The 19,613-nt window shown below is 73.0% G+C and carries 15 protein-coding genes; 8 read left to right on the top strand and 7 right to left on the bottom strand.

From position 1 onward, the window contains the following. Positions 1-73 precede the first annotated feature (73 nt). The 5 genes from WMF31_RS04170 (at position 74) to WMF31_RS04150 (ending at position 5,137) form a co-directional block, all read left to right on the top strand. Complete coding sequence (locus WMF31_RS04170) at positions 74-535, top strand: type II toxin-antitoxin system VapC family toxin (protein WP_129353487.1); 462 nt, start codon at positions 74-76, stop codon at positions 533-535. Between the two features lie 220 nt (positions 536-755). Continuing rightward, positions 756-2,075, top strand: a complete 1,320-nt coding sequence (locus WMF31_RS04165; RefSeq protein ID WP_436600689.1) for a putative metal-binding motif-containing protein — start codon at positions 756-758, stop codon at positions 2,073-2,075. A 14-nt stretch (positions 2,076-2,089) separates the two neighbouring features. Next, positions 2,090-3,274 carry an aldo/keto reductase gene (locus WMF31_RS04160; RefSeq protein ID WP_436600688.1) on the top strand — a complete coding sequence of 395 codons (1,185 nt, stop codon included), beginning with the start codon at positions 2,090-2,092 and terminating at the stop codon, positions 3,272-3,274. Between the two features lie 214 nt (positions 3,275-3,488). Further along, positions 3,489-4,733 carry a hypothetical protein gene (locus tag WMF31_RS04155; protein ID WP_436600687.1) on the top strand — a complete coding sequence of 415 codons (1,245 nt, stop codon included), beginning with the start codon at positions 3,489-3,491 and terminating at the stop codon, positions 4,731-4,733. Then, positions 4,622-5,137 (top strand): hypothetical protein, encoded by a 516-nt coding sequence (locus WMF31_RS04150; RefSeq protein WP_436606644.1) that lies wholly within the window; start codon positions 4,622-4,624, stop codon positions 5,135-5,137. The genes WMF31_RS04155 and WMF31_RS04150 overlap by 112 nt, the downstream gene beginning before the upstream one ends. Here WMF31_RS04150 and WMF31_RS04145 read toward each other — a convergent pair. After that, positions 5,109-5,471 (bottom strand): GFA family protein, encoded by a 363-nt coding sequence (locus WMF31_RS04145; RefSeq protein ID WP_436600686.1) that lies wholly within the window; start codon positions 5,469-5,471, stop codon positions 5,109-5,111. The genes WMF31_RS04150 and WMF31_RS04145 overlap by 29 nt on opposite strands. Positions 5,472-5,705: 234 nt before the next feature. Here WMF31_RS04145 and ada point away from each other — a divergent pair, with 234 nt between their 5' ends. Next, entirely contained in the window at positions 5,706-6,779 is a 1,074-nt protein-coding gene (gene ada, locus WMF31_RS04140; RefSeq protein ID WP_436600685.1) for a bifunctional DNA-binding transcriptional regulator/O6-methylguanine-DNA methyltransferase Ada, read from the top strand. Positions 6,780-6,843: 64 nt separating this feature from the next. Here the strand turns inward: ada and WMF31_RS04135 are convergent, their stop codons facing one another. Together WMF31_RS04135 and WMF31_RS04130 are read right to left on the bottom strand one after the other, a co-directional pair. Further along, positions 6,844-7,449, bottom strand: coding sequence for a Uma2 family endonuclease (locus tag WMF31_RS04135; RefSeq protein ID WP_436600684.1), 606 nt, complete (start codon positions 7,447-7,449; stop codon positions 6,844-6,846). A 19-nt stretch (positions 7,450-7,468) separates the two neighbouring features. Next, a complete protein-coding gene (locus WMF31_RS04130) occupies positions 7,469-11,971 on the bottom strand; it encodes a capsule biosynthesis protein CapB (protein WP_436600683.1) in 4,503 nt (1,500 codons plus the stop codon). A gap of 305 nt (positions 11,972-12,276) precedes the next feature. On the opposite strand from WMF31_RS04130, the gene WMF31_RS04125 reads away from it, so the two are divergent. Further along, positions 12,277-13,692, top strand: a complete 1,416-nt coding sequence (locus WMF31_RS04125; RefSeq protein WP_436600682.1) for a hypothetical protein — start codon at positions 12,277-12,279, stop codon at positions 13,690-13,692. A gap of 16 nt (positions 13,693-13,708) precedes the next feature. Here WMF31_RS04125 and WMF31_RS04120 read toward each other — a convergent pair whose 3' ends face one another. The 3 genes from WMF31_RS04120 to ypfJ all read right to left on the bottom strand — a co-directional run bounded on the left by WMF31_RS04120 (position 13,709) and on the right by ypfJ (position 18,028). Then, positions 13,709-14,779 carry a ferritin-like domain-containing protein gene (locus WMF31_RS04120; protein ID WP_436600681.1) on the bottom strand — a complete coding sequence of 357 codons (1,071 nt, stop codon included), beginning with the start codon at positions 14,777-14,779 and terminating at the stop codon, positions 13,709-13,711. Between the two features lie 36 nt (positions 14,780-14,815). Next, positions 14,816-16,807 (bottom strand): hypothetical protein, encoded by a 1,992-nt coding sequence (locus WMF31_RS04115; RefSeq protein ID WP_436600680.1) that lies wholly within the window; start codon positions 16,805-16,807, stop codon positions 14,816-14,818. A gap of 381 nt (positions 16,808-17,188) precedes the next feature. Further along, positions 17,189-18,028: a KPN_02809 family neutral zinc metallopeptidase gene (ypfJ, locus tag WMF31_RS04110; protein ID WP_436600679.1), complete on the bottom strand. Its 840-nt coding sequence runs from the start codon at positions 18,026-18,028 to the stop codon at positions 17,189-17,191. Positions 18,029-18,207: 179 nt separating this feature from the next. On the opposite strand from ypfJ, the gene WMF31_RS04105 reads away from it, so the two are divergent. Then, positions 18,208-18,795: a peroxiredoxin gene (locus WMF31_RS04105; RefSeq protein ID WP_436600678.1), complete on the top strand. Its 588-nt coding sequence runs from the start codon at positions 18,208-18,210 to the stop codon at positions 18,793-18,795. 73 nt (positions 18,796-18,868) lie between these two features. Here the strand turns inward: WMF31_RS04105 and WMF31_RS04100 are convergent, their stop codons facing one another. Then, complete coding sequence (locus WMF31_RS04100; protein ID WP_436600677.1) at positions 18,869-19,609, bottom strand: HPP family protein; 741 nt, start codon at positions 19,607-19,609, stop codon at positions 18,869-18,871. Positions 19,610-19,613 lie beyond the last annotated feature (4 nt).

Raw genomic sequence — 19,613 nt, 5'->3', positions numbered from 1 at the left:
CATGCACGAGCGCCCGAGAGCAGCACGCCGCCCCCCTGGCGCCGCCGCGCGGGCACGGTCACGGTGAGGCGGTATGCGGCTCGTGCTCGACAGCTCCGTGCTCATCGCCGCCATGAGGCCCGCCGAGCCCGGGCACCCGAGCGCGTCCGCGTTCCTCGAGCGCCTGCGCGCGGCCGTGGCCTCGGGCGCGGCGCGCGCGCTCGCCCCGCCCGAGCTGTGGCTGGAGGTGCACGTGGCCGAGCAGCGGCTCCTCCTGTCGCGGCGCGGCGCGCCCGCGGCCAGGGGCACGAGCGCGCTCGGCGACCTCGCGGTCGAGCTGGTCGCGCCCGCGGACGAGCGCGCCATCGCGGAGTTCCTCGGGCTGCTCACGAGGCGCATGCGGGGGCGCAGGCCGTTCGCGAACGCCACCGATCTCGTGTACCTGTGGGCGGCCCACCGCGCGGACGCGACCGTGGTGACGCTCGATGAAGGGCTCGTCAGGTACCACGGCGTCGTCTGCGACGTGACGCGGCCGCAGCACGTCCGGTTCGGGTGACGCGGCGCCCCCGGGCGGCACAGGGCGCGCGGACCTGGTGGCGCCGAGCACCGCCGACTGACGGTCTCGGCGCAATGTTACGCTGGACGCGGTCGCGCTTGTCGGGTCGAGCGGGCGCGACTATTCCTGAGCGGTGCAGCGGAGCGCGCGAACGCTCGCAGAACCGAGCTCCGCGCCGAGGCGTATGCGGACAACATCGCTCTTTTCGCCCGTCCCGGCGGTGAGCCTCGCCCTGCTGGCGATGCTGGCCGCGCCCGAGGCCCACGCGCGCCGCAACGGGATGGCGGTGGACGGGTGCAACGGCTGCCACAACGGCGGCGCGGAGCCGGATATCACCATCGACCTCAACCCCGCTCGCCCCGCGCCCGGCGAGGCGGCGACGGTGCGGGTGCTCATCGAGGCCGTGAACGGCGGTGTCGGGGGGCTCTACCTCCGCGCCGAGACAGGCCAGCTCGCGACGATCAACGGTCAGGGCACGAGGCTGATCGACGCGCACCAGCTCGTGCACGACGCGCCGAAGCGGGCGAGCGGCGGCGCCGTCAGCTTCGAGGCGCGGTGGATCGCGCCGGCCACGCCGGGCGGGGCGGTCCTCAAGGTGTGGGGCCTCTCGGCCAACGGCGACGGCGGCTCGCGCGGAGACGGCCCGTCGGCCGCCCAGCTCACGTTCGCGTTCGGGTGTGACGGGACCACCTATTATCTGGACCGCGACGGAGACGGACACGGCGACTCCACCACGACCACGCTCGCTTGCAGCCAGCCGCCCGAGTACGCGGCCCAAGGCGGCGACTGCGACGACTACAGGGGCCATGTCCACCCCGGCGCCGACGAGGTCTGCAACGAGATCGACGACGACTGCGACGGGCAGGTCGACGAGGAGCTCGAGGTGACCACGCACTACGAGGACTCCGACGGCGACGGGTACGGGTCGTTCTTCGGCGCGACGGTCATGGCAAAGTGCCCCCCCGACGGGTTCGCGCCGAGCGCGAACGACTGCGACGACAGGGCCCCGCGCGTCCATCCGGACGCGGACGAGACATGCAATCTGATCGACGACGACTGCGACGGGCGCGCGGACGAGGGCGTGCGCCCGGTGTGCGGGATCGGGCTCTGCGCGCGCGAGGCCTCCACGTGCGACCCTGCTTCCTGCGTGCCCGGCGAGCCGAGCGCCGAGGTGTGCAACGCCCTCGACGACGACTGCGACGGCGAGATCGATGAGGACGCCGACGTCTGCGCGCCCGGTCAGGTCTGCAGCGACGGCCGCTGCGTCGGTGAGGGCACCGCTCCCCCGGTGACGACCTCGGCGAGCTCGGGCGCGTCGGTGAGCACCGGCACCGCGGGCAGCGCGGGGGCCGCGGGCTCGGGCGGCGGTGCGCCGGCGCCCGGGACCCCGCCGGAGCCGGGCGGGTCTCACGGCGGCGGTTGCGCCATCGATCCCGAGGGCGCGTCGCCGTGGCCGCTGCTCGCCGTGCTGTCGCCGCTCGCCCTGGCCGCGCGGCGCCGCTCCCGGAGGGCGGGCGCCTTGCGGACCCCGTGTCCCTGATCCTGAATGGGGGCATGCTCTACCGCCGTTTCGGTCGCACCGAGATCAAGATGCCGGTCCTCTCGTGTGGAGGCATGCGCTACCAGCACTCCTGGACCGACAAGGACGACATCCCCGCCGAGGGCCAGCGCAACGTGGAGGCGTGCATCGCCCGGGCGCTCGAGCTCGGAATCAACCACATCGAGACCGCGCGGGGATATGGCACGAGCGAAGAGCAGCTCGGTCGTATCCTGCCGAAGCTCCCGCGCGAGCGGATCATCGTCCAGACGAAGGTCAGCCCGGACGCGGATCCCAGGAAGTTCCTCGAGACGTTCGAGCGCTCGATGGAGCGCCTTCGCCTCGACCACGTCGACCTGTTCGCGATCCACGGCGTGAACGACGCGACGCGCCTCGAGTGGTCCGTCCGCAAAGGGGGCTGCCTCGACGCCGCGCTCGAGCTGAAGCGGCAGGGCCGGGTGCGCGCGGTGGGGTTCTCGACGCACGGGCCGCTCCGCGTGATCCTGGCCATGATCGAGGACGGCCGCTTCGATTACGTCAACCTGCACTGGTATTACGTGAACCAGCTCGCCTGGCCGGCCATCCAGGCCGCCACCGCGCGCGACATGGGGGTCTTCATCATCAGCCCCACCGACAAGGGCGGGAGGCTTCACGAGCCGAGCGACAAGCTCGCTCGCCTGTGCGCGCCGCTCTCGCCGATCGTGTTCAACGACCTGTTCTGCCTCGCGCGCCCGGAGGTCCACACGATCAGCATCGGGGCGGCGCGCCCGTCCGACTTCGACGAGCACATGAAGGTCCTGCCGCTCCTCGCCGACGAGCGCGCCGCGCGGGGCGCGCTCGAGCCGATCGCGCGCAGGCTCGACGAGGAGCTCGTGCGCGTGCTCGGCCGCGAGTGGATCGAGACGTGGCAAGTCGGCCTGCCCGAGTGGGAGTCCGTCCCCGGGCACGTCAATGTCCGGGAGATCCTGCGGCTGTACAACCTCGCCAGGGCGCTCGACATGACGGCCTACGGCAAGGCGCGATACAACCTCCTCGGCAACGGCGATCACTGGTTCCCCGGAAACCGCGCCGATCGGGTGCAGGAGCTCGACCTCGCGAGCGCCCTCGCGCGATCGCCGCAGCGCCACCGCATCCCCGGCGTGCTCGCGGAGGCGCACGCGCTGCTCGCGGGCGAGGAGGTGAGGCGCCTCGGCAAGCACTGAGAGCGCCTCCGGCGCTTTCGAGCGGCGCGGCGGGGCGCTATGTACGGGGCCGCACCCATGCCCATCCCCTCACGCCTCGCCTCCGAGCACGTCGCGACCTCGTATCCCCTCACCCCGCTCTCCTGGGAGGTCGGGTTCACCGCGGATCCCGCCGCCCCCCCGCGGAGCTCGTCCCCGCCGAGGTCCCGGGCGCGGTGCAGCGAACAAGCCGCCCGTGAGCTACGGGTGGGACTGGCACCCTCGGCTCATCCCGTGCGGGATCTGGCAGGAGACCGGCGTTCAGCTCCGCCCGGCGTGCCACTTCCGCGCGGTGGATTTCCGTTATCGCCTGTCCGACGACCTGACCACGGCCGACCTCGACGTGCGGACCGAGACGAGCGACCCCGCCGCGGCGCGCGCCGCCTGGCGGCTCCTGGACCCCGACGGGGAGGAGGTCGTGTCGAGCGCGACGCCGGAGGCGCGGCTCACGGGCGTCCGGCTCTGGTGGCCGAGCGGCGAGGGCGAGCCGGCGCTGTACACGCTCGAGGTCCTGCTCGGCGGCGAGCGCGCGCACACGCGCAAGGTGGGCCTTCGCCGGGTGCGGCTCGTGATGCACGAGGGCGCGTGGGACGAGCCGGCGCAATTCCCGAAGAGCCGGAGCCGGCCGCCGGTGACGCTCGAGGTCAACGGACGGACGATCTTCGCGCGCGGGTCGAACTGGGTTTGCCCGGAGATCTTCCCCGGCGTCATCGATGAAAGCGTGTATCGGCCGCTGCTCGAGCTCGCGCGCGACGCGCACTTCAACCTGCTCCGCACCTGGGGCGGCGCGATCGTCAACAAGGAGGCGTTCTACGCGATCTGCGACGAGCTCGGGCTCATGGTCTGGACCGAGTTCCACCTCGCGTGCAACCTGTACGAGGGGGAGCCGAACTACCTCCGCGTCCTGGAGCAGGAGGCGGAGAGCATCATCCGGCGCGTGCGGCAGCACCCGTCGCTCGCGCTCTGGTGCGGGGGCAACGAGCTCTTCAACGTCTGGTCCGGCATGACCGATCAGTCGTTGCCGCTGCGCCTGCTCAACGAGATGACCTACGAGCTCGATCGGGACACGCCGTTCATCCCGACCGCGCCGATCGACGGCATGGGGCACGGCGACTACCGCGTTCGCGACGAGCACGGCCGGGAGCCCCACCAGATCTTCGCGTCGGCGAGCAACACGGCTTCTTCCGAGTTCGGCTGTCCCGGCCCCTCGGACGTGGACTACCTGAAGACGTTCATCCCCGAGGCCGAGCTCTTCCCGCCGCGGCGGGGCACGGCGTGGGAGGCGCACCACGGCTTCGGCGCCTGGAACATGGATCCGGGGAGCTGGCTGTGTCAGGCCACCATCGAGCGCTACTTCGGCCCGGCGCGCTCGCCAGCGCCCGGGCGCCGAAGTTCGGCTGGAAGCGCGGGGAGGAGCTCCGCGCCGACCTGTTCCTCCTGAACGACGCGCCGGAGGGCGTCGCCGCGGGCGCGGTCGAGGCCCGCGTCGTCCACGCGGGGGGCGCGGTGACGCTCGTGCGCTGGAGCTTCCCGGACCTCCCGCCGCGGCGCAACGCGAAGGGGCCCACGCTCTCGTTCGTGCTCCCGAGGTTCGAGGGGAGCACCTTCCGGCTCGAGCTCCGCGTCGAGGGCCGCCCGGCGCTCGACTCGAGCTACACGTTCGCATACGCGGACGTGGCCGAGCGGCGAAAGCCGGCGCCCGGCGAGCGGTTCCTGAACGGGTGGGCGCGGCGCGCGGTCCGAGCTCCCAGCGTTCGCGCCGATAGCAGTCGGCGATCCTCCGGAAGGCCTCATCGACGGAGCCGGCCTCGCGACATCACATGCTCTTGCCGTCGATCCGCGTGACCGTCAGCGCGTCGAGATCGACGTCGTCCAGACAGCGGACGTTGATCGCGCACATCTCGCTCCCGTTCGGCGCCGTTCCCCGCGCGAACGAGCGGATGCCGCAGACCGAGCAGAACATGTGGTGGATTATCTTCTTGTTGAACTGATAGTCCGTGAGGACGTCTCCCCCCTGCTGCAGCGCGAACTGCTCGGCCGGCGCGAAGGTCAGGAGCGTGCCCGTCTTCGCGCAGATCGAGCAGTTGCACGACATGACCGGAGCGCTCAGGTCCGCCTTGACCTCGAACCGGACCTTCCCGCAATGACAACCACCCGTGTACGTCTTGAGCTCAGCCATGCGCTCAGGATGCCACGGCGCCCGACCGCGAGGGGAGAGAAGGCGCCGCGGCCCGGCGGCGAGCCCGGCCCCTCGCCGGGTCGGCCCGGTCGAGCCCGTCCACGCCCCCGCCGGCATCGCGAGGACCCCCGCCGGCATCGACGAATTCGAGAGCAAGCCCCGGAGTGCGGCGCTCTTCGCGGGGGTTAAGCTCGCCTCGTGCCCCGCAAGAACCGCCGGAAGGAGGCAGACCTCATGTCGGGAAAGACCCATGCGCTCGCCGCCGCGGTGGAGCGCGACCCTCGCTGGGCAGCCGTGATCGCCCGCGACGCGAGCGCCGATGGACAGTTCTTCTACTCGGTCAGGACGACGGGCGTGTACTGCCGTCCGTCGTGCGGCGCGCGCCCGGCGCGGCCCGAGAACGTCGCGTTTCACCCGACCGCGGCCGCCGCGGAGCGGGCGGGCTTTCGCCCGTGCATGCGCTGCAAGCCGGACCAGCCCCCTCTGGCCGAGCGCCAGGCGGCCCTGGTCGCCGACCTGTGCCGGCGCATCGAGCAGAGCGACGAGGCGCCGAGCCTCGAGGAGCTCTCGCGCCACGCCGGGCTGAGCGCCTACCACACGCATCGCCTCTTCAAGGCCGTGACCGGGGTGACCCCCAGGGCGTACGCGGCGGCGCACCGCGCGCGGCGCGTCCGGGCCGAGCTCGAGCAGCGCGGCACCGTGACGGGGGCGATCTACGCGGCGGGATACGGCTCGAGCGGCCGCTTCTACGAGAGGTCGAACCAGGTGCTCGGCATGACCCCGACGAGGTACCGCGACGGAGGCGCGGACATGGATATCCGGTTCGCCATCGGGGAGTGCTCTCTCGGCGCCATCCTGGTCGCCGCGACCGCGCGCGGCGTGTGCGCCATCCTGCTCGGCGACGACCCGGAAGAGCTCGTGCACGACCTGGAGCGCCGGTTCCCCAGGGCCCGCCTGATCGGCGCCGATCCCGGGTTCGAGCGGCTCGTCGCGGAGGTGGTCGGCCTCGTGGAGAGCCCCCGCGCGCCCGTCGAGCTGCCGCTCGACGTCCGCGGCACGGCGTTCCAGCAGCGCGTCTGGCAGGCCCTGCGGGACATCCCCGCCGGGACGACCGCGAGCTACGCGGAGATCGCCGGCGCCATCGGCGCGCCCAGGGCGGTCCGGGCCGTGGCGAAGGCGTGCGCGGCCAACGCGCTGGCCGTGGCGATCCCCTGCCATCGCGTCGTGCGGACCGACGGGGACCTCTCGGGCTACCGCTGGGGCGTCGAGCGCAAGCGCGCGCTGCTCGATCGGGAGATGGACGCTTGAGCGCACCTCGCGAGGTCGTCTCCGTCGCGCGCCGCGTGGACGAGCGGGTGGGGAGCGGGTCGGGCTACTCCCCCGGCTCCTCTTCCCCGAGCCGGTCGAGCTCGCCCCAGAGCTCGTCCAGATCGAGCGCCAGCCCCTCACACCCCGGCACCGCCTCGACGCGCCCGCCCGCGGCGGCCTGCGCCCACACGTAGCGCCCATCCGGGCCGAGCTCGTAGATCTCCAGCATCCTCGTCGCCGGATCGAGCAGCCAGTACCAGCGCACGCCGAAGGCCGCGTAGTCGCGCAGCTTCTCGATGCGGTCGCGGTGGACGTCGCGCGGCCGCGGCGAGACCACCTCGACCATCACGTCCGGCGGGCGCCGCATGGGGCCGCGACGCGGCGGGGGCCGCTGCCCCGGCAGCACCATGGAGACGTCCGGCTTGCGCCCGGTGCCCTTGCGGAGGAGGTACTTGAGCTCCGAGCCGGCCACGAAGCCGCCGCGGGACGCCGCCCAGGTGCCGAGCACCCGGAGGAGCCACATCACGGCGGTCTCGTGGATCCAGTCCGCCACCTCTTCCTCCACGAGCACGCCCCCGACGAGCTCGCCCGGCTCGTCCTCGGACAGGTCGAGCCAGGCCTCGTCGCTGAGGCCGCCCGGGGTGTCCAGCGCAATGGCGGCGTCGCCCATGACGGGGAGGATAGCACGACTAGGCCTGCTCCGGCGCCGCCGCCCCCGGCGGCGCGGCCGGCTCGGCCTTCTTCCGGTTCTTCCTCCGGCTCTCCATCCACGCCCTGCGCGCCTCGACCCACTTCGCGATGTCCTTCGCCAGCCACCCGCCCTTCTGCCGCGCCACGATCTCCCGCAAGAGCAGCGCGGCGCGGCCGTGGCCGATGCGCATCGCGAACAGGTCGTCCATCACGACCTTCGCCCACCGCGTGCGGCGCACCGAGTCGAGGTGATCGACGAGCTGCTCGACCCGGAGCAGGACCTTCGTCCCGAGCCCCGTCTTGCCGGTCACCACGAGCGCCGCCGTCTTCTCCTTCTCCAGCGCCTCGAGCCGGCGGACGGCCCCCTCGAGCAGGTTCGCGTGCTCCGCCCACTCGGCGCCGCCTTGGTCCCGCGCCGCGCGCACCGCCGCGAGCGCCTCGCGGCAGTCGAGGAGGCCGAAATCCGAGTACGCGAGGAAGAACGTCAGGACCTCGCGCCGCGCCGAGGCGTTGCTCTGCATCCTCTGGATCGCGCTCCGCACCCGGTCCACCGAGAGCCAGCGGTACACGAAGTCGAGCCCGGTTCCCTTGATGTTCTGCGAGCCCATCAGCCGCGCATCGAACCCCGGCGGCACCTCGCGCGTGATGAAGTCGATCACCTTGTCGCCCTTGACGTCGGCGTCCCAGAGCACCGCGATGCGATCCAGGAAGAGCTCCCGGAACGCCGCCCGGAACGCCTGGTTCGCCTCCGCGTCCGCCCCCCGCGACAGCGCCGCCTCCACCTCGGCGCGCGCCTTGTCGCGCCGGGCCAGCCGCCGCGCGAGCCGGGCCGCGTGGTGCGCGATGTCCGCGCGGAGGTCGTCCGCCCCCGCGGGCGGCGCGTGCGCCTCCAGCGCGCGCTTCACCGCCGCCTCGATCGCCTCGGGCTCGCCCTTCTTCCCCGCGATCTCGGGGCCGCCAACGATCGCCGCGGCCGCCTCCTCGTCGAGCGGCAGCGCGCGCAGCATCCGGGCGAGATCGTCCTCGAACGCGCCCGGCCGCGCGGGGACGCCCACCTTCTTCATCTGCTCGTCGAACCGCTCGAGCGCGCGCTCCTTGCCCCCGTCGCCCGTGATGATCAGGTCCCGGAGCCGCAGGTCGAGCCCCTCGGTGATGAACTGCATCATCCCGCCGAGGTTCGTGTTGATCAGCACCACGTGGTCGACCCCGATGTCCTCGACGAGGATCTGCGCGAACACGCGCGACCGCGCGACCCGGTCCGCGCGGTTGTTCACCACCATCACCGTCGCCTTGCCCGGCGTCGCGTCGACGTCGTGCTTGTCGAACGCGAGCCGCGTCCAGTTCGACATGAACCCCGCGCGCTCGTTGGCGCTCATCCCGTTCGAGAACGTGAGGCTCCGCCCCCGGTACTGCACCGTCGGGTAGGTCTTCAGGACGCCGAGGTCGAGGATCACGTGGTCGGCGATCTCGACCAGCGCGAACTCGCGATCGACGCCGAAGTGGTCCGCGAGCGCGAGGACCAGCGCCACGTTGCGCGGGTGCTCCTGGTACGGGAGCCGCTCCAGGAGGTCGACCGGGAGCAGGTCCGCGTCGATGGGCGGGATCGCGACGAGGTTCGTCCCCCTCCGCTGCGCCGCGTCCTTGAGGAGCGGGAGCATCTGCTCCTCGGTCGTGAACGACAGCCCGTCCGTCGGCATGAAGCGCGCGATCACCCGCGCGACGTCCTCGCCCCCCGGGCCCTGGATGTCCTCGTGATCCGGGTAGGCGTTGGTCAGCGTCGTGATCTCGTCGCGCATCCACTCGGAGCAGAGCGTGTCGACGAACAGCGGCTGGAGCGCCATGCACTCCCACAGGAACACCTGCGCGCGCAGGTTCCTGCCGGCGGCCAGGATGTTGCGCTGCTCCCAGATCGTCGCCTTGTCGTACGGGCGGTAGATGAAGATCTCCTGCGCCGGCATGTCGCGCATGGCGTGGATGAACATCGCCTCGCAGCCGGTGGTCTTGACGACGACGTCGTACCGGAGCGCGTGGAAGAGCGCGGCCTTGAGCCGCTCCGAGCCGCTCTTGCCCCGCGTCCCCCAGCCGCCGATCGTGAGCGGGATGCCCCGCCGCGCGCGCTCGATCTGCGTCATGACCCACGCGGCCCGCAGGATCATGTACGCGAGGACGAGCCACGCGACCCACGCGAGCTGCGTCGGGACGTTGCCCGCCGGCGACACGAGGTACGAGAAGAAGCTGTCGAGCCAGACGGGCACCGACGGGCCCGTGAGCCAGTCGCGGCCGAGCTGCAGCGCCGAGGGCAGCCCCACGCTGAGGTACTTGCTCGGCAGGTGCGGCTCGATGGCGTACGGGCGGCCGTCGATCTCGCCGCCGGTGTCGCCGAGCGAGATGGTGAAGCCGAGCTCGCCGGCCATGAGCGTGAAGCGCCGCTGCTCGGCGGGCTCCTGCGCGACGAGCGCGCGCATGCGGGCCTGCGCGTAGCGGTCGTAGCGCAGCGTGAGCAGGGCGCGGGCGCGCAGGCGGTGGGGCAGCGCGGCCGGCGCCCGCACCGTGACCGTGCCGCGCGCCGTGATGAGGCGGATCTCGCGCCGGGTCAGGCTGGCGGCGGCGAGCAGGTCGTCGACGCGCGGGACGAACGGCCCCCAGCCGCCGACCGGCGGGTAGACGTGGCGCTCGCCCGGCACGCGCGTGGGCGTGACCTCGGCCATGCCGACCGGCGGCGCGACGAGCTCGCCCGCGAACCGGCGGCCGCTCGTGTGGATCCAGCCCTTGCGCTTGTCCGGCATGGGCGTGCGGAGCTCGTGCACGAGGCGCCAGAGGCGGAAGCCGCGCGGCTCGCCGCGCGTGAGCACGTAGCGGCCCTTCGCCCGGCGCCGGAGCGCGTACGTCATGTCGCCGCGCGAGGCGACCGCGAGGGCGCGCTCGACGTCGCGCGGCTCCGCGTCGGGCGGGAGCTCGACCGGCACGCTCTCGCCCTCGAGCAGCTCGGCGGCCGCGGCGACGAGGGTGTGGCGGATGTGATCGGCGACCGGGCGGCTCTCGACCTCGAGCAGCCGGAGCACGGCGGCCGCCTCGTCGGACAGGTCCGGCGCGAGCGCCGGGCGGCTCGCGAACGCGGCGAGCAGCTCGACGAAGGCGGCGTGGGGGAGCGGGGCGTACGGCCCGGCGGAGAGCGTGCGGACCGCCTCGAGGGCCGCGCGGCACGCGAGCGGCGGGGCGGCGTCGGAGAGGGTGCGCCGGACGGCGCGCTCGGCGAACGGGGCGGCGTCCACGTGGTCGGTCGCGTACCGGGAGAGCTCCCGCAGGGCGTGGCCGCGGACGCGAGGCGACGCGTCGCCCTCGGCGAGCTCGGCGACGGCCGCGAGCGCCTCGGCGCCGCCGAGCGCGAGGAGCTGGCGCACGAGCTCCTGGCGGACGTGCTCGCTCGGGTCGTCGCGGGCAAGGAGCGCGATCGCGAGCGGGTCCGCCGCCGCGGCGCGGGACCTCTTCGCGCTGACGTGCGGCACGCTGAGCCGCGGCGCCGAGTCGGGCGCGTGCTCCTCGGGCGGCCCAGGGTCCTCGGCGTCGCCGACGCCGCCGTCGATGGGGATCACGGGGGCGGAGGGCCGGGCGGCCGCGCCGAGGAGGCGCAGGGCGTTGCGGCGGAGGATGGGGCCGTCCCTGTCCTCGGGGTCGCGCGCGCGGAGGCGCTCGGCGAGGAGGGAGAACGCCTCGTCCGGGAAGACGAGGACGCCGATCTCGAGGGCGGCGATCTGCACCCAGCGGGACGCGCCGACCCCGCGCGACCACGCGAGCACCGAGCGGGCGGCGTCGAGCCCGAGGTGGCCGAGCCGCTCGCGCGCCGGGAGGCGGTGCAGGAGGGCGACGGCGGCGAGCAGGGCGGCCCGGCGGACGGGCGCGGGGCGGCTCGGCTCCGCGTGCGCGACGGCGAGCCGGAGGACGCCGCCGTCGCGGGCGACGTGCAGCGCGTCGACGGGGTCGAGCTGCCGCGCGAGGTGGGTGAGGGCGTGGTAGGCGACCTCGATCTCGTCGATGCGGTCGGCGATGGCGGTGGCGAAGCGCTCCTGGGCCGCCTCGAGGTCGAGGTTCCTGCCGAGCGCGGCGAGGTCGCCGGTCTGCTCGAGGCGCGCGGCGAGCCAGCCGAGCAGGGGGAGGCCGTCGCTCTTCCGGCGCTCCCGCGACCCGACGCGGAGCTGCCGGGCGAGGAGCTCGCGCCGCTCGGCGGGCGTGGCGGCCGACTGGTAGGCGACCACGAGCGCGGACTCGGTGCTGCGCAGCCGGTCGACCTCGGCGACCGCGCCGTCGGCGCACCGGGCGAGCGCGGCGAGGAGCGCGGGCATCGGGTGCTCCTCGTCGCCCAGGTCGGCGACGACGCGCGTGACGACGACGTCGATGGCGCGCGGGCGCAGGCGCACCTCGATCGGCGGGAGGCTGTCCTCGATCACCTCCGCGATCGGCCGCGGCGCGGCCGTGAAGGGGTCGATCGGATCGCTCGGGCTCACGGCGCCTCCGTGCGACGGGCGCGGGGGAGATCGCGCAGGGGGCGGCCGGGCGGCGAGGAGCGAGGGGCACCGTACGGCGAGACCATCGGCGGACGAGCAGCGTACACCGGCGCGCGGAGCTGTCGCGAGCTTGCGCGCGGCGCGGGCCCCGGCGCGGGCGCGGCGGGTGGCGTTGGACGGATGGGCGGCCGAGGCGACCGGCGGGAGGAAAGCCCGGGCGTACGCCGGCCCGGGACGCGCCCGGGGCGGACATGCGACACTGACGTCGACGGCGCGAACCCCGCCGGCGCCATCGAGGTGTCCCCGTGCATCCCCTCCTCCTCGCGCTTCGCGCCGCCCTCGCCGCGGCCCCGGTCGCCTCCAGCGCTCCCCCGGATCCGTGGCATGCGTGGCTCCTCGTGGCGCTCGCGCGGCAGGTCGAGCGGCAGCGCTGGCTGATGCGGGTCCGGCACGAGCGCCTCGACACGGACACCTTCGAGGGCGAGGTCCCGGGCATGCCGGGATGGACGTTTCTCTTCCACGGCGACGGCCTCTGCCTGACCGCCCCCGACGGCGAGGCGATCGACGTCGACGACCACGGCGACGGCGGTCTCACGATCGATCCTTACTTCTTCGCCCGGCGCATCCTGAGCCTCCCTCGCCCCGCGCTCCCCGAGCGACGCCTGCGCGCGTTCCTCCCCACCGCCGACGCCATGGTCGCCGCGATCCGCGAGCTCACCGAGGAAGGGCTGCTCATCCCCGGCGCGCACGGGCACGTCTTCCGCGTCGCCCGCGAGCTCGAGGCGGACGCCGAGGCGCTCGCCGCGATCGACCTCTCCGACGCGGCGCTCCGCGCGCGGTGGGCGGAGCACCTCGGCGACCACGAGCTGCTCGCCCGCGAGCGGCCCTCGGCGGCCGCCGAGGCGCGGGCCGCGGCGCAGCGCGAGGCGTACAGGCGGTACCTGCTCGCGCGGATCGCCGACAGGGCGACGGCGCGCGCGTTCCTCGATCCCCTCGAGGCGGTGCTCACGCCGGCGGAGCTCGTCGACGCGTGCGCAGGGTTGATCGACGCCGCGGTGGACGCGACCGCGGGGCACGCGATCGAGCGGCTCGAGGCGCACCCGGATTACCCCGTCTGCCCGGCGGTGAGCCGGCTGCTCGCGCGCGCGGATCCGGCGCAGCACCACCCCTACGCCGTGCACGCCGCCGCCCGGTACCTGCTGCGGCGCGGGATCGAGCGCGAGCGCGCCGTCGAGGTGGCGCTGGCGTTCGCGCGCGTCAGGGTCGTCAAGGGCTACCGGGGCAACCCGTTCCTCGGCGAGCTCGCCCTGCTGCTCCTCGAGCACGCGCCGCAGCACGCGCTCGCCGCGCTCCGCCGGGCGCTGCGGTCGAGCACGCCCGTCGTCCAGAAGGACGTCGCCGCGGCGCTCGCGGCGCTGGGCCAGCCGTGGTGCCTGCGCGAGCTCCTGCTCGCGCTGGACGAGGCGAGGACCTTCGGGGCCTCCGCCGCGGTGCGGGCTGCGCTCTCGTGGATGGGGTCGGACGAGGCGCGCGCGGCGGTGGCGCGCTGGACGCAGACCCACGTCCTGCGGGCGACGAGGGGCCCCGGCCACGGCCAGGAAGAGGTCCTGGAGGCCAACGCCGGGCAGTCCCTCGCGGCCGAGATCGACGAGCGCCAGCCCTGGGCCGACGCGGTCCGACCGGGGATCGATCCGGATTTCGATCGCGTGGTGTGGGCATGAGCCCGAGGGAGCGGGCTCAGAGGCTGGTCGGGGTGTACTCGAACGTCGGCGCGGCGAACATCGTCGTCCCCTCGATCGGGGTCGAGACCAGGTTGCCGGCCAGGAGCTTCAGCTCGAACATCAGCCCGAGCGAGCTGCGGAGCTTGTCGGGGCTCCCGTTGAAGGTGGTGTGCAGCGCCCGGAGCAGGTTCGTGTATCCATAGTTGAACTGCTCGGCGAGGTAGCGCGCCCTGCTCCCCGGCGCGTAGTCGACCGTCTTGGCGTTGGGGTAGAGATCCCAGATCCCCGCCGGGTCGAGCGGCACCGGCGGGCCCGAATACGAGTAGCCGGACGGCTCCGACGGGTCGGCCACGAGCCTGCGCGCATAGACGATCTGCGCGAACCGGTAATAGTGCGCGAGGCCCCTGCCCGGCTCCTTCGGCGACGTGCTCGTGCCCTCCCCCTCCTGGATGATCACCGTCAGCCCCTTGTCGGCGTCGCTCACGGTCCGGATGGGGAAGAGCAGATCCGGCGGGAACCAGGTGTTGTCCACGACCTGTCGGCCCGGGTCGCCCGTGAAGATGCCCTGCCCGAGCTCGTGGATCTTGTCGATGATCGCCTTGTAGAAATCGCCGATGGTGGCGTACCCCGGCGAGGGCGGCGCGGGCGTGGGCGTGGCCGCGTGGAGCCGCGGCGCCTTGACCGGGATGTGGAGCTTCATCTCCGGCTCCTCGATGACCATGAAGGTGTTGTAGACGAGGCCTCGCGTCAGCTTCTCGAGCCCCACGGTCAGCCCCTCGTGGACGCCCATCGGGAGCGGCCCCGGGAACACCGGGATGAAGCCCGGATGCTCGATCTCCGGGGCCCCGCCGATGGCATTCAGCACGTTGGCGGCGATGGTCATGTGGAGCATCTCCTGGACCACCACCGACTGGAGGATCTGGGCCGCCTCGGCGTTCTGGCCCTGCTTGATCGAGTAGAGCGCCGTGAGGTACGCCGGAATCGTCGCGTGCTCGAGCTCGACGGCCCTCTGGAGGGCCTCCCGCAGATCCGCGACGTCGGCCGTGGCGCGGATCTTCTCGACGATCTCATTTCTGATCTTCAGCATCTTCTTCCCCTTCGCAGCGTGTCGTCCGTGCCCAGGTCACTTCACGCGCGGGCCGCCGATCGTGCTCATGAGCTTGCCCGCGAACCGCGCCTTGCCGGCGTCCATCGTGGCGGCGTCGGCCCGGGCCTGCGCGGCGTCGCTCGCCTTCACCTGCGCCTTCACCTGCGCCCTCGCCGACACCCTGGCCGGCGCCGCGGGCCGGGCCGCCGCGGCCGCGTCGAGCAGCGCGTCGCCCTCCCGCTCGACCTTCTCCAGCCACTTCACGATCATCTTCCGCTTCGGCTCCGACAGGTCCCGCGTCACCGGCATGTAGTTCGGGTCCCCGACATCGAGGGAGAAGGCGAGCTTGAGGATCCGGGCGTGACGCTTCACGTCCCTCGGATTGGAGAGGTCCACGATCCCCTTGCTCATGAGCGGATAGAGGTTCCCGTACTGGGTGAAGATCGGCTCGACGTCCTTCCAGGTCGGGTCGGCCGGCACCTCGAAGGCGTCGCGCACGTGCAGCACGATGTACTCGAACGGCTGGCGCGCCACGTTGCTCTGGCCGGGGTAGCGGTAGGCGACCAGGTAGATCTGGCCGTCGAGGTACCTCCGCGGGTTGCCTGGCGAGCTCGCGGTGATGCGGAGCTCGGCCTTGCCCTCGTGCGAGGTCTCGACGGCGCTCGGCAGCCTCAGCGTGTCCGTCGGCACGCCGATGTCCGGGATCTTCGCCTTGGGAGGGTTGGGGTCCCCCGGCGGCCCACCGCCCTGGTCGGGGACGCCGCCCGACTGCGCGATCTGGATGACGGCGCCGCCGAGCGGCGCGCCATAGCGGGCGGCATAGACGGTCGCGGACGTCTCGCCGGCCCCGTCGACGCGGTGCACCGCCGGCTCGGCGCAGACCAGGAGGCCGTCCTCGCTCTCGCGGATGGCCACGACGCCATGGCCGAGATCGAAGCCCGTGGCGCCCGGGTTGAACGCGGTCTTGCTCACGAGGGCGAGCGGATGGCTCTTCAGCAGGGCGACCTGATCGGGCGTGAGCGCGGCGGTGAAGACGCCGCCGCTCTCGTACAGCCAGCAGGCTCTCTGGTGCTCGTCGACCTTGCGATAAGGAATCTCGGCCAGCTCCTCGAAGGTCTTCGGGGTGACCGGGGTGTTCTCCTGCAGCTTCGGGTCGCGCAGGATGCCCACGCTCAGGGCGCCGATGTCGCTCGGGGTGCCAGCGTCGTCGGTGGTCTGGAGCGCGTTCGAGAGATCGAGGAAGAGCGTCCCGGATTTCTCGTCCACGAGACCCGAGAAATAGGTGATTCCATTCCACGAGGTGAAGCTGCTGCCCGCAGGGGTGAAGCGCCGCCCGAGCACGAAGGACGAGGGCTCGCCCGGCAGATACGGCCCGATCACGCCCACGACCGTGCCGAGCGTGAAGCGCGGCTGGCTCGCGTCGTCGTTGAAGCCGAAGGTCACCATCCGGATGGAGAGCCGGTCGCCGGCCGTGGCGGCGCGGAGCTCGCGGAGGAAGCGGCTCGACTCCGCGCCATCGGTCCAGGTCACCCCCTCCAGCACCGACTGGAAGGTGGACGAGGCGGCGCGGTCGCCCCCTGCGTTCACGTTGCGGTTGAACCACAGGTCCCGAAACGCGTGGGGCTCGTAGCGGCCCCCGAAGGAGGCCACGCCCCGGTCGTCGGTGAGCCGCACGTCGAAGCCCCACAGCGCGGAGGCGAGCTGCCACTGGGGATCGATGTCGACGATCTTGCCGCTCGTCCGATCGTTCGAGCCGCCCACCAGCATGCCGATCACCGGGTCCTTGGCCGGATCGTCGGTGAAGGAGCCGTCCTCGTACCAGACGCCCGTGACGCGGCAATCGAGCAGCCGGAATGCGCCCGATCCCATCGGGTTCCACCAGCCGTTCATGGAGCTGCCGTCCCGGAGCTCCTGAAAGGACGATTCGAACGTCGCGTTGTCGAAATGGCGGACGTCATTGTTGACCGTCGACACGTCCGCCTGAAACGTACCGGAGAACGCCAATCTGATCCGGTTCAAGAAGCTCATGAAATCTCCTCGTCGAGGATGGGCATTCGCCGCAGCCGCCCCGCCGGATCGACGCGCCACACAAGCATCATGCCGGGCGCGAACGCTGCGCGATGCAATGTCAGGGGAGGACTCGGAACCCGGCCGAGGATAACAGGGCGCGGCGTCGAGGTGTCAACGATCGCCCGCCCTGGGCAACGCGGATGGCGCGCGACGCCAGCGCTGCTGGAGCGAGATCCTCGATGGGCGAACACGGGGTGCGGCCAAGCGGGCTCAGAATTCTCGAGGCGGGTGGTCCTGGGCGCCCGGGCCGATGCGCGCGAGACTGGCCCCCCTGCGCCCCCGCCACGAGCCGCTCCGCGCTCGTTTCGTGAGCCTGGCCGAGGCGCGAGCGCCCCCGTCTCAGGGAGCGCCCGCCGCGAACGTGTCGCAATCCTCGATGCGCCCGCCCTTCATGCCGCGCTTGAACCAGGCGACCCGCTGCGCCGACGAGCCGTGCGTCCACGTCTCCGGGTTGACCTTGCCGGTCGCGCTCTTCTGCAGCCGGTCGTCCCCGATCGCGGACGCGGCCATCAGCGCCTCCTCCACGTCGCCCGACTCGAGCAGATCGCGCTTCGCGGTGGAGTGGGCCCACACGCCCGCGAAGCAGTCCGCCTGGAGCTCCATCCGCACGGAGAGCGCGTTCTCCTCGCCGGGGCGCGCCCGTTGCTGCTGGCGCACGCGCCGCTCGACGCCGAGCACGGTCTGCACGTGATGGCCGATCTCGTGGGCGAGCACGTACGCCTGGGCAAAATCGCCGGGCGCGCCGAACCGGGCCTTGAGCTCGCGATAGAAGCCGAGATCGATGTACGCCTTCCGGTCGGCAGGGCAATAGAACGGGCCCATCGCCGCCTCGCCGAAGCCGCAGCCCGATCTCACGGAGTCGGTGAACACCACGAGCTTCGCCTCCGGATAGGTCTGCCCCTTCCGGCGGAGCTCCTGCGCCCACACGGCCTGGGCGTCGTCGAGGACGAAGTGCACGAAGTCGACGAGCCGGTCCTCCTCGGGCGAGCTCGCCCGCTCGGTCTGCGCGCCGGGGAGCCCGACCCCCTCGCCGCCCAGCTGGCCGAGGAAGTCCCGCCCGAAGACGAGCGAGAGCGCGAGCAGGATCAGCGTCCCGCCGAGGCCGAGCTTCGCCCCGCCGGACACGCCGCGACGATCTTCGAGGTTCCCACTGCGTTTGCCGCCCGGGGTCCAGCGCATGGCCCGCGCAGCGTAGCGTGGGCGCCTCCTCGGGCGCCACCTTGGCTTCCCGTCAGGACACCATGCATCGCGCGCGCCCCTCGGTGAGGCGCGCGGGAGCCCCTCGAGGCCGGCGGCGGTGCGAGCCCTCGACCGTCGCCCGCTTGCCGCCTCCGGGAGCCGGTGGGATCCTGCGCGCCATGACGAGCACAACGCACCTCGCCCGCGCGCTCGGGCTCGCGCTCGCTGCCCTCGCCCTCGCCGCCGGCTGCGACAAGCCCGCGGGCGCCCCCGGAGGGCCCGCCGAAAAGCCCGCCGCCGCGGGCACGCTCGATCCGGGCGACGCCGGGCCGCTCAAGCCGGGCGACGCCGCGCCGGACGTCACCTTCAAGCTCCACGACGGCAAGGAGGTGAAGCTCTCGAGCCTGCGGGGCAAGCAGGTGCTCGTTTACTTCTATCCGAAGGACGACACGCCCGGCTGTACGATCCAGGCCAAGGGCCTGCGCGACGGCTGGGCCGACCTCCAGGGCGCAGGGGTCGAGGTGTACGGCGTCTCGACCCAGGGCGCGCAGAGCCACGCGGACTTCATCGCCAAGTACGAGCTCCCGTTCCCGCTCGTGGTCGACGAGGACGGCGCGGTCGCCAGGGCGTTCCACGTGCCGCTGCGCGGCGATTTCGCCTCCCGCCAGTCGTTCCTCGTCGGCAAGGACGGCACGATCAAGCAGGTCTGGCTGGAGGTGGATCCGAAGGAGCACGCGGCCGCGATCCTCGATGCGGCGAAGAGCTGAGCGCCCCCGGGTACATCGTTCGAGAAGTAGCTCCCCCCGCGCCCGGCCCGGCCGGTCGAGAGCACGAGGCGGATCAGGCCGAGGACGTCGTCGATTCGCCGGGCGGGCTGCTCGCCCCCGCGCGCGGCTTCGGCTCGGGGGGCGCCCGCCGCGGCGCCCAGAGCGGGTAATCGATGCCCGCGAGGCGATTGATGACGATCGCCTGGATCGTGAGCAGGACGACCCCGCCGAGGAGCACCAGGAGCGCCGGCGGCCGCGCCAGGATGCCCAGCGAGACGATGAGCGTCGTGGCGCCCGCCGGCGGGTGGGGGGCGCGGGCGAGCACCATCAGCCCGGCCGTGAGGCCGAGCGAGAGCGCCGCGGCGACGGCGCGCGGGACCGTCACGCCGGCGGCGGTCGCCGGGCCAGCGTGCGTCAGCCCCGTGACGAGCAGGCTGAGGTAACCGGCCGCGACGCCGATGCAGTGCCCGAAGATCGTGTTGCGCGGCGCGGCCGAGGCCGCCGTGGGCGTGTAGAAGAACAGGAACGCGGTCGGCCCGAGCGACGGAAAGACGAAGGGCGACCTGGTCACGGCGGCGAGGACCGCCATCAGGCCGATGCTCACGAACCCGTTCACGAAGCTGAAGACGGCGAGCACCGGCACCTGGGAATAGCGCTGCAGCAGCCAGGGGAGCCGGAAGCGCGCGAAGAGGCCGCGCACCACGTCCGTCATCTCGCTGCCGAGCGGGCGCCGCGGCGAGATCGGGCCGTGACCGCGCCCGGCGCCCCACGGCTCCTCCGGCGCTCGATTCGATCCCATGCGTCTCTCGGTCATGCCT

This window comes from Sorangium sp. So ce1036, from assembly GCF_051369805.1.
In the GTDB taxonomy this organism is placed as follows: Bacteria; Myxococcota_A; Polyangia; order Polyangiales; family Polyangiaceae; genus Sorangium; species Sorangium cellulosum_F.
Note: the sequence above shows the minus strand (reverse complement) of the source record. Positions and strands in the feature narration are given on the sequence as shown.